The sequence below is a fragment of the Plantactinospora sp. GCM10030261 genome (assembly GCF_042666615.1).
GTDB lineage: Bacteria > Actinomycetota > Actinomycetes > Mycobacteriales > Micromonosporaceae > KBS50.
Window position 1 is genome coordinate 39819 of sequence record NZ_JBHTDD010000040.1, and the last position, 9593, is coordinate 49411.

The 9593-nt window shown below is 72.3% G+C and carries 8 protein-coding genes and 1 riboswitch; of the genes, 7 read left to right on the top strand and 1 reads right to left on the bottom strand.

The genetic code is table 11. The features are described from left to right. Positions 1–91 precede the first annotated feature (91 nt). A complete protein-coding gene (locus ACFQUZ_RS30115) occupies positions 92–949 on the bottom strand; it encodes a C39 family peptidase (RefSeq protein WP_377448300.1) in 858 nt (285 codons plus the stop codon). Between the two features lie 255 nt (positions 950–1204). Beyond that, positions 1205–1345, bottom strand: a riboswitch (cyclic di-AMP (ydaO/yuaA leader). Between the two features lie 441 nt (positions 1346–1786). On the opposite strand from ACFQUZ_RS30115, the gene ACFQUZ_RS30120 reads away from it, so the two are divergent. The 7 genes from ACFQUZ_RS30120 to ACFQUZ_RS30150 all read left to right on the top strand — a co-directional run bounded on the left by ACFQUZ_RS30120 (position 1787) and on the right by ACFQUZ_RS30150 (position 9243). Further along, entirely contained in the window at positions 1787–2869 is a 1083-nt protein-coding gene (locus ACFQUZ_RS30120; RefSeq protein WP_377448286.1) for a WD40/YVTN/BNR-like repeat-containing protein, read from the top strand. 1 nt (position 2870) lies between these two features. Beyond that, complete coding sequence (locus ACFQUZ_RS30125; protein ID WP_377448288.1) at positions 2871–3155, top strand: MoaD/ThiS family protein; 285 nt, start codon at positions 2871–2873, stop codon at positions 3153–3155. After that, a complete protein-coding gene (locus ACFQUZ_RS30130) occupies positions 3152–3769 on the top strand; it encodes a hypothetical protein (RefSeq protein ID WP_377448290.1) in 618 nt (205 codons plus the stop codon). The genes ACFQUZ_RS30125 and ACFQUZ_RS30130 overlap by 4 nt, the downstream gene beginning before the upstream one ends. A 114-nt stretch (positions 3770–3883) precedes the next feature. Continuing rightward, positions 3884–5209, top strand: coding sequence for a uracil-xanthine permease family protein (locus ACFQUZ_RS30135; protein WP_377448292.1), 1326 nt, complete (start codon positions 3884–3886; stop codon positions 5207–5209). Positions 5210–5547: 338 nt separating this feature from the next. Then, positions 5548–6072 (top strand): PadR family transcriptional regulator, encoded by a 525-nt coding sequence (locus tag ACFQUZ_RS30140; protein ID WP_377448293.1) that lies wholly within the window; start codon positions 5548–5550, stop codon positions 6070–6072. Between the two features lie 35 nt (positions 6073–6107). Beyond that, positions 6108–6830, top strand: coding sequence for an ABC transporter ATP-binding protein (locus tag ACFQUZ_RS30145; RefSeq protein WP_377448301.1), 723 nt, complete (start codon positions 6108–6110; stop codon positions 6828–6830). A 136-nt stretch (positions 6831–6966) separates the two neighbouring features. Continuing rightward, complete coding sequence (locus ACFQUZ_RS30150) at positions 6967–9243, top strand: FtsX-like permease family protein (RefSeq protein WP_377448295.1); 2277 nt, start codon at positions 6967–6969, stop codon at positions 9241–9243. Positions 9244–9593 lie beyond the last annotated feature (350 nt).

The following is a 9593-nucleotide window of genomic DNA, read 5'->3' on the forward strand; positions in this document are numbered from 1 at the left end:
GCCACTGACCGGCCCAGCTCGGTCCGGCCCCGGGTCGCTGGCGTCGCCCGCCCCGGAACCGAACTCCCGAGGCGGGCCGAGCCGGTCGGCGTCAGGTGGAGTAACCGCGGGTGGCCATCCACTTCGCCAGGTCGATCGTGGTAATCCAGTACGAACTCTGCCCGTTCACGAAGGCCGGGTCTGCGATCTTGAGTAGTCGGCCCTGGTCCCGGTAGCCGACGACAGTGACATAGTGCCCGCCCGGGTAGTCGTGCCAGCCGCCCTCGGTGTCCACCTGGCTGCCGACGATGTTCGCCACGATCGGGCGCCCGCCGCCGATGGCACGTACCGCGTCGGCCTGCAACCGGTCCATCTGGGCGGGGCTGGGTGCGCCCGGCAGTTCCCGGGTGACGTAGTCGGCGCCCTTGCCCAGGCCGTTCAGCACCCGGGTGGTGTCGGCCGCCGAGTCGGTGCCAAGTTCCGACGTGTTCAGCCGGCGGGCGAGGTCATCCTGGCTTGGCGTACGACCCATCGCCGACAGCGCGATACGGGTGGCCGCCGGGCCACAGTAGTAGAACGTGGTCTGCGCCTGGTAGTCGTAGGCCAGCGACTTCGTCGCGGGCGGCTTCGGCGGCGCCTGGGTGGTCGGCGCGGCGGCGGACCGGGACGCCGCCGACGACGCCGGGTCACTCGGCGAAGCGTCGCCCGGCGCCGGGGCGCTGGTCGGCGCGGCCGGGCTGCTGGCATCGGGGGCGAGTGCGGCCGCGGCGACGCCGGCCGGCGCGGTGCGGTCGGCCGGTTCCGGTGGCTGGTTGACCACCATGGTGACCATCCCGGCCGCGGCCACCGTCGCGACGCCGGCGACACCGAGGCGGTACGGGGGCCGGGTGGACAGCCGGCGGATGTGCTGGGCCGGATGGTTGATCAATCGGCGTATCTGTTCAACGACATGCTGCACGGGATCCTCCAGGGGGATTCCGGCTCCGGCCGCGAAGGGTCCCGGAGCCGGCGGGTCCGCCAGCGGTTCGGTACGGGTGACCGGCCCGGCTCCTCGCCGGGCAGGGCAGAGCGACGCGCCCCGGGGCCGGACGGCACCGGCGGGACGGTCGCGCGTGGCGAACCTACGGCTGGCTGACGACGGTCAGGGCGCCACCGGGGTGGGCGCGGGGGCGGACGGGTTGACGGGACGCGGGAGGATCCGCGGGGAGAAACGGCGCACGAGGGGATCTCCTTCCACAACCGCTTGCCGGGTTAGCTGACGGATTCGGACGGGAAAGGTCGCCCTACCACGGACCTGACATCCGCGGATTCACCCCTGGAACGATGGGTCCCCGGCTCGCTATCAACGATTCAGCGGGTCCACGCCGACGCCACCCATTTGGTGACAACAGCCGGCGGGACGGGACGACACTACTGGCGCTACCACCCGTTCGCCAACCCCTGTTCACCTGGAGAAACAGCGATGCGGCTCGCCTCACAAAACGCCTACGGTCCGGATTCGTCCACGCTGACCGAAACGATTTCGGACGCCCCGGACCGACGTCGGATAACGGCAACTGACGGGCGACCACGACGGTTTCCACGTTCGCGCGACGATTGGTGATGACCATTCAGCCGATCAAGGGCGGAACGCTATCTCCCAGGGGATCAGACGGTTGTCGTCGATCAGTTCGTCGCCGCCAACCCGATGTCGGCGGTCGACCGGCCACGCGTGTGCCCGGCACGGCACGCCCGGTCGGGTGATGGCTCGATGTCGGTGCCGGTGGGCATACTGCCGGACGGGGCGCGGAGGAGCTTGGAGGACGCCATGACGATCCTGCTGGCCATCGGGACGGCCAAGGGCCTGTTCCTGGCCACCGGCGCGGACGACGGACGCTGGGAGCTGTCGGGGCCACACTTCGCGATGACCGGCGTGTACGCCGTGGCCATCGACAAGCGGTCGGCCCGCCCCCGGTTGCTCGCCGGGATGACGAGTTCCCACTACGGCCCCAGCGTGGCCACCAGCGACGATCTCGGCGCGTCGTGGCACGAGCCGGACCACGCCCCGGTCGCCTTCCCGGAGGAGACCGGCGCCAGCCTGGGACGGGTGTGGCAGCTCGCTCCCGGCGCCGCCGACCAACCCGGACTGGTCTACGCCGGCACCGAACCCTCAGCACTGTTCCGCTCCACCGACGGCGGCGGGACCTTCGACCTGGTCCGGTCGCTGTGGGACCACCCGCACCGGAAACAGTGGGGAGCCGGGTTCGGCGGCCAGGCCATCCACACCGTGCTGCCGCACCCCACCGATGCGGCTCGGGTGCTGGTGGCCATGTCGACCGGCGGGGTCTACCGGACGACGGACGGCGGCGCCTCGTGGACCGCCGGCAACACCGGAATCCGGGCCTACTTCCTACCGGACGAGTGGCCCGAGTTCGGCCAGTGCGTACACAAGGTGGCTCGCGACGGTTCCGATCCGGAGCGGCTGTACGCGCAGAACCATCACGGCGTCTACCGCTCCGACGACGACGGCGGCACCTGGTCGTCGATCGCCGCGGGGCTGCCCAGCGATTTCGGCTTCCCGATGGTGGCGCACCCCCGCCGGCCTGGCGTGATCTACACGTTCCCGCTGGTCGCCGACAGCGAGCGGTTCCCAGTCGACAGGCGGTGCCGGGTGTTCCGGTCCGTCGATGCCGGCGACACGTGGGAGCCGTTGAGCCGCGGCCTGCCGAGCGACCCGTTCTATCCGGCGGTGCTGCGGGACGCCATGTGCGTCGACGACGCCAGTTCCACCGGTGTCTACTTCGGCACCCGCTCCGGGGAGGTCTACGCCAGCCGCGACGAGGGTGACTCGTGGTCGCCAGTGGCGACCCACCTGCCGGACGTGCTCTGCGTCCGCGCCGTGGCGGTCTGAGGTGGTCACCGTCCTGATTCCCGCCGCCCTCCGGCCGGACTCCGGTGGCGAGCGCCGGTTGGACCTGCCGGTCGGCGCCGGCACCCTGGCCGCGGTGCTCGACCAGCTCGCCGCCGGGTGGCCACGCCTGCACCGCCGGCTCCGGGACGAGCAGGGCCAACTCCGCCGGTACGTCAACATCTACGTCGACGGTGAGGACTGCCGGCGGGTCGGCGGGCTGGCCACGCCGGTGCCGGCCGACGCGGAGGTGCAGATCCTCCCGTCGGTGGCCGGGGGTTCCGGATGACCGGAGACGGTCGTCCGGCGTCGGCTCGGGACCATCCCGCCCCGACCCAGCGTCGCCCGGCGTCACCCGGAGCCTCCCCTCCACCACCGGCCGGCGACGACGCGGGCCGGATCCGCGACTCGCTGGCCGCCTGGCTGGCCGGGGTCACCTTCCTGGACCGGACGGCCGACCAGGTGAGCGCGCTGCTGGTGGACGCGGTGGTGCGGTGGGGCAGGGACCAGGGCTGGCGGGTGTACCGGCGCGCGGCAAGCGTGTTCCCGCTGCCCCCGCCGTACCAGCACCAGCACTCGTGGGTGGACGCGGCGTGCGCCCGGGCGGACGGCGCGCCGGTGGTGATCGAGGTCGACCGGGGGGCGCGCCGTCGGACGGCGGAGAAGCTGCTCGCTGAGGCGGCGGCCGGGCGTACCGCGATCTGGGTGCGCTGGGGCGAGCGGGCGATAGACCCGGCCTCGGCACCCGTCCCACTGGTGGGGGTCCGGGTGACCGGGCGCCGCGCGGTGGGCGGTGACCGGCTCTACTCGCGGACGCCGGACCCGGACCGCCCGCCGCCGGCGCACACCGGTCCGGCCCTCAGCGGTGGTGAGCAGGTCGACCTGTTCGAGGCGCCTGGCTGATTCCCCAGATCGCATCGGGCCGGGCCGGATGATCGAGAGCGGCCCGCGTCTGGTACAAACGTGCCCGGGTTGTCCGCGCCCCGACCGGTTCGACCAGAAGGGTGCGTGTTCCCCATGACCGAGCATCCCACCGAGACAGCGACCCGTCCGTTCGGCTGGACGGTGCACGGGGACGGCCGGTCGATCCGGCCCGGTGGCGTCGTTCGTCCGCACGAGCGGCTGTCCTGGCCGCGTACGCTCGGCGTCGGCGTGCAGCATGTGGTGGCGATGTTCGGCGCCACCTTCACCGTCCCGCTCATCACCGGCTTCCCGCCGGCCACCACGTTGTTCTTCTCCGGCCTCGGCACCCTGATCTTCCTGCTGATCACCCGGAACCGGGTGCCGTCCTACCTGGGTTCGTCGTTCGCGTTCATCGCGCCGGTGCTGGCGGCCAAGGCCGGCGGGGACATCGCCCCGGCGCTCGGCGGCATCGTGGTCGCCGGTGCCCTGCTCGCCGCGGTCGGGCTCGTCGTCCAGGCGGTGGGCTCCAGGTGGATCGACGCGCTGATGCCGCCGGTGGTGACCGGCGCGATCGTCGCGTTGATCGGCCTCAACCTGGCGCCGACGGCGTGGCACGGCGGTGGCGAGGGCGGGGTACGCGCACAGCCGGTCATCGCGGTGCTGACGCTCGCCGCGATCCTGCTGGCCACGGTGGTGTTCCGAGGCTTCCTCGGTCGGCTGTCCATCCTGCTGGGCGTCGCCGTCGGCTGGCTCGTGGCGGCGCTGACGAGCGGTCTCGATCCGGTGGCCACTCGCAGGCTGGCCGACGCCCGCTGGGTTGGCCTGCCCGACTTCACGGCACCGACGTTCAGCTGGCATGCCATCGCGCTGATCGCCCCGGTGGTCCTGGTGCTGATGGCCGAGAACGCCGGACACGTCAAGGCGGTCGCGGCGATGACGGGTCGCAACCTCGATCCGGAAATGGGTCGGGCGTTCCTGGGCGACGGTCTGGCGACGGCGTTCGCTGGCGCCGGCGGCGGGTCGGGCACCACGACGTACGCGGAGAACATCGGCGTGATGGCCGCGACCCGGGTGTATTCGACGGCTGCCTACTGGGTGGCCGGCGCTGCGGCGGTGCTGCTCGGCCTGAGCCCGAAGTTCGGCGCCCTGATCCAGACCGTGCCCGCGGGCGTCCTCGGTGGCGCCACCACCGTGCTGTACGGGCTGATCGCCGTCCTCGGCGCCCGGATCTGGATCGAGAACCGGGTCGACTTCCACGATCCGGTGAACCTGATGACCGCCGCGGTGGCGGTCATCATCGGCGCCGCCGACTACACGCTGTCCGCCGGTGACCTGTCGTTCAACGGCATCGCGCTCGGCTCGGCCGCCGCCATCGTGGTCTATCACGTGATGCGGCTGGTGGTCCGGCTGCGCGAGGGTCGGACCGCCGCTGACGGGTGAGGGTTCGACGCGGAGAGGCGCCACGGATGGCGAGCAGGATCGAACAGTTGTGGGCCGAGGGTCTCGCTACATATGCGGCGGCGAGGGAGCCCATGGTTCGGAGGGCTTCTTCGCCCGGCTGGACAAAGACCGCAACCTCATGTGGATCGTGGCGTCGACCGACTCCAACCCATTCGAGGCGGTGGAGGTGCGGGCCCACGTCGCCACGATCACTAATAATCTGGGCAATTCGGTAACCGTTCGCCTCGACCATCCCGATTTCGCCTGAGCAACCGCCCGAGCATCCGACCCACAACCGGCTATACGCGACGCGTATACATGCTGTGTATAGTCGTGCCATGTCGATCGGTCAGACGTTCCTCGCCCTGCTCGAAGCGGGCCCCCGGCACGGGTACGACCTCAAGCGTTCCTACGACGACCGTTTCGGTCACGCCCGGCCGCTGGCCTACGGCCAGGTGTACGCGACCCTCTCCCGGCTGCTCCGGGCCGGACTGGTCGAGGTGGAGGCCATCGAGCCGGGCGAGGGACCGGACCGGAAGCGGTACGCGATCACCCACGCCGGGGTGACCGATGTCGAGCGCTGGCTGTCCACGCCGGAGAAGCCCGAGCCATACCTGCAGAACGTCCTGTTCACCAAGGTGGTGCTGGCGCTGCTGACCGGTCGCCCCGCGTCCGATCTGCTGGACGTCCAGCGGGCCGAGCACCTGCGGTTGATGCGCGAGCTGACCCGGCGCAAGACCGGCGGCGACCTGGCCGACCAGCTCGTCTGTGATCACGCGCTGTTCCACCTGGAGGCGGACCTGCGCTGGCTGGAACTGACCGCGGCCCGGCTGGACCACCTGGCGGCGGAGGTGCGCCGGTGACCGGCGCGGGTGCGGCCCGTGCCGCCGGTCCAACGATTACCGGCCCGGGCGCCACGGGGCCCGGCGAGGGCCCGGGGGCGACCACTCCCCTGCTGAGCGCCGAGAACCTGCGCAAGTCGTTCGGTGCGACTCCCGCCCTGCGGGACGCGTCGCTGGCGGTGACGGCCGGTGAACTGGTGGCTGTGATGGGCCCGTCCGGCTCGGGCAAGTCCACCCTGCTGCACTGCCTGGCCGGCATCGTCCGACCGGACGCGGGCTCGGTGCGCTATGCCGGCCACGACATCACCACGATGTCCGACGCCGGGCGTAGCGCGCTGCGCCGCCGCGACTTCGGCTTCGTCTTCCAGTTCGGGCAGCTCGTGCCCGAGCTGACCTGCCTGGAGAACGTGGCCCTGCCGCTACGCCTGGAACGGGCGCGCCGCCGGGCCGCCGAGGAACGGGCCGCCGCCTGGCTGGACCGGTTGGAGGTGGCCGACGTGGCCGGCAAGCGTCCGGGCGAGCTTTCCGGTGGTCAGGCCCAACGGGTCGCCGTGGCCCGGGCGTTGGTCACCGGACCCCGCGCGATCTTCGCCGACGAGCCGACCGGCGCGCTCGACTCGCTCAACGGCGAACGGGTGATGCGCCTGCTCACCGATGCGGCCCGGGAGTCCGGCGCCGCCGTGGTGCTGGTGACCCACGAAACGCGGGTGGCCGCGTACGCGGATCGTGAGGTGGTGGTGCGCGACGGCCGCACCCGCGAGCACGTGGCGGCACCGTGAGCGCGAGGAGTGAGCCGGGTTTGCGAGCCCCGCAGTCGCGAACAGTGGGTGTTTCCGTGAGCGCGAGGAGTGAGCCGGGTTTGCGAGCCCCGCAGTCGCGAACAGTGGGTGTTTCCGTGAGCGCGCGGAGGGTTCTGTGAGAGAGCTTCTGTTCGGGGCCCGGATGGCTGTCGCGGGCGGGCGGGACGGCTGGCTCCGCACGGCGCTGACCGCGCTGGGGGTGGGCGTCGGTGTGACGTTGCTGCTGTTCGCCGCCTCCGTACCCGGTGCCGTGGCGGCCCGCGAGGCACGGACGGACGCCCGCGATCCGACGCCGGTCTTCCAGGAGCGTCCGCCCGGCCCGGACACCCTGCTCGTGGCGACCGCCGACACCACTTTCCGGGACCGCGCCGTGCGGGGGATGCTGCTGCGTCCGGAGGGACCGGACGCGCCCCGCCCACCCGGCCTGGCGGCCCTGCCCGCGGCCGGCGAGGTGGTGGTGTCGCCCGCGCTGGCCCGGCTGCTCGACTCGCCGGACGGCGCGCTGTTCGCACCCCGGCTGGGCGGTGCCCGGATGGTCGGCACCATCGGCCGGGACGGCCTCACCGGCCCGAGCGAGCTGGCCTTCTACGCAGGCAGCGAAACGCTGCAGGCCAGCCGGTCCCAGCGGGTCACCGCGTTCGGCGGCGGCCCACCGGGCGAGGAGTTCGGCCCGATTCTCGGACTGCTGGTTGTCATCATCTTCGTCGTCCTGCTGCTGCCCATCGTGGTGTTCCTCGGTGCGGCCGTACGCTTCGGTGGTGAGCGCCGGGACCGGCGACTCGCCGCGCTGCGCCTCGTCGGCGCCGACGCGCGGATGACGCGGCGGATCGCCGCGGGCGAGGCGGCGGTCGGCGCCATGCTCGGTCTGGTGGTGGGCGGCCTGCTGTTCGCGGTCGGCCGCCAGCTCGCCCCGCTGGTCACCGTCGGGACGATCAACGTCTACGCCGACGACGTACGTCCGCTGCCGACGGCGGTCGGGTTGATCGCGATCGCCGTACCCACCCTGGCGGTCGTCGTCGGCCTGGCGGCCCTGCGTGGCGTCGTGGTGGAACCGCTGGGAGTGAGCCGCCGCGCCGGCACCGCCCGGCGCCGGCTGTGGTGGCGGTTGCTGCTGCCGGCCACCGGTCTGGTCCTGCTGTATCCGCTGGTGGACGGCTTCCGGGCGGGCTATGACGCGGGAACCGGCTACCAGGTCGCCCTCGGTGCGATCCTGCTGCTCGTCGGTACCGTCACGCTGCTGCCCTGGCTGGTCGACGTCGTCGTCCGCCGCCTGCGCGGTGGCCCCGTCGCCTGGCAGCTCGCCGTTCGCCGGTTGCAGGCCGACGGAGCGGGCTCGACCCGACTGGTGAACGGGATCTCGGTGGCCGTGGCCGGGGCCATCGGGTTGCAGTTGCTCTTCGCCGTGGTGCAGGCCCAGTCCACCATCCGGACCGGCGTCGACACGAGCCGGGCCACCGTGAGCGCGTACGTCTACGAGGTCGCCGATCCGTCCGGAGCGTTGGACCGGCTGGCAGCCACCCCGGGGCTGAGCCGTGTTGTGGGGACGCTGTCGGCGCATGCCGGCACCGGCGGTCCGGATGGAGCCGGGGCGCCGGTGCGGATCGGGGACTGTGCCGCCCTCGCCGAGTTCGCGGCGCTGGACCGGTGCGCCGACGGTGACGTGTTCCTGCTGGACGGGCCACCGGCGGAGGGAAACCCGCCGCCGATGCCGACTCCGGGCACGCGCCTGCTGGTCGGTGCGGGTGAGGTGCCGTGGACCCTGCCCGCCGACGCGCGCCGGGTCCCGGCCCGTCCCGACCCCACCGGCTGGCCGCGACGCGGGGTACTCATCACGCCCGGAGCGATCGACGTGCCCCGGCTCGGCGCGCTGTCCGTCGACCTGTTCGCGCTCACCGCGCCCGACGACCCGGACGCGATCGAGCGGCTGCGCAATGTCGCGGCCCAGATCGACCCGACGGGATCGGTGCAGGCCCAGTCCGCGACCCTGGAGGACGACCGGTTCACCTCGATCCGGCGAGGCCTGTACGCGGGCATTGTGGTGACCCTGCTGCTGATTGGCACCAGCATGCTGGTCGGGGTGCTGGAACAGTTGCGGGAACGGCGCCGGCTGCTGGCGATGCTTGCGGCGGTCGGCACCCGGCGGGGGACCCTCGGCTGGTCGGTGGTGTGGCAGGCGACGGTCCCCGTGGTGATCGGCTTGGTCCTCGCGGTCTGCTTCGGCCTGGCGCTCGGCGCCGTGCTGCTGCGCATGGTGGGTGCGCCGTTCTCGATCGGCTGGTCGGCGGTCGGCGTCTCCACCGGGCTCGGCGCGGCGACTGTCCTGCTGGTGACCGTGCTGAGCCTGCCCGCGTTGTGGCGGCTGGTGGGCCCGGACGGCCTCCGCACCGAGTGAGTGCGCGGGCCGGGGCTCTTCTCGGAAAGAGTCCCGGCCCGCGAGCGCTGTCCCCGGTTGATCAAGAGGTTTGCGTCACCAGGGTGCGCTTCCGGTGACGCGAACCTCTTGATCAACCCAGAAAAGGGGTGGGTGGGGGTCGGGGGAGTGCCAGCGGTCTCCCGATTTGTGCGATCGATCGGTCAGGGGTAGGCAGTTCTCAACGGCCATCGATCATCCGGAGGCTTCGATGCGGATCCGACGACGGTTCTCGCTAGTGCCGTGACCACCAACGTTCGGGGTGTTGGGTTCAGGCTGCGCGGGTGGCGGGTTGGCCCCATCGTCGTTGTCGTTCGCTGCGGATGCGGGCG

Bases quoted from the DNA above. Each gene is read 5' to 3' on its own strand.
- ACFQUZ_RS30120 (WP_377448286.1), top strand. From the start codon at position 1,787: ATGACGATCCTGCTGGCCATCGGGACGGCCAAGGGCCTGTTCCTGGCC.
- ACFQUZ_RS30130 (WP_377448290.1), top strand. From the start codon at position 3,152: ATGACCGGAGACGGTCGTCCGGCGTCGGCTCGGGACCATCCCGCCCCG.
- ACFQUZ_RS30135 (WP_377448292.1), top strand. From the start codon at position 3,884: ATGACCGAGCATCCCACCGAGACAGCGACCCGTCCGTTCGGCTGGACG.
- ACFQUZ_RS30140 (WP_377448293.1), top strand. From the start codon at position 5,548: ATGTCGATCGGTCAGACGTTCCTCGCCCTGCTCGAAGCGGGCCCCCGG.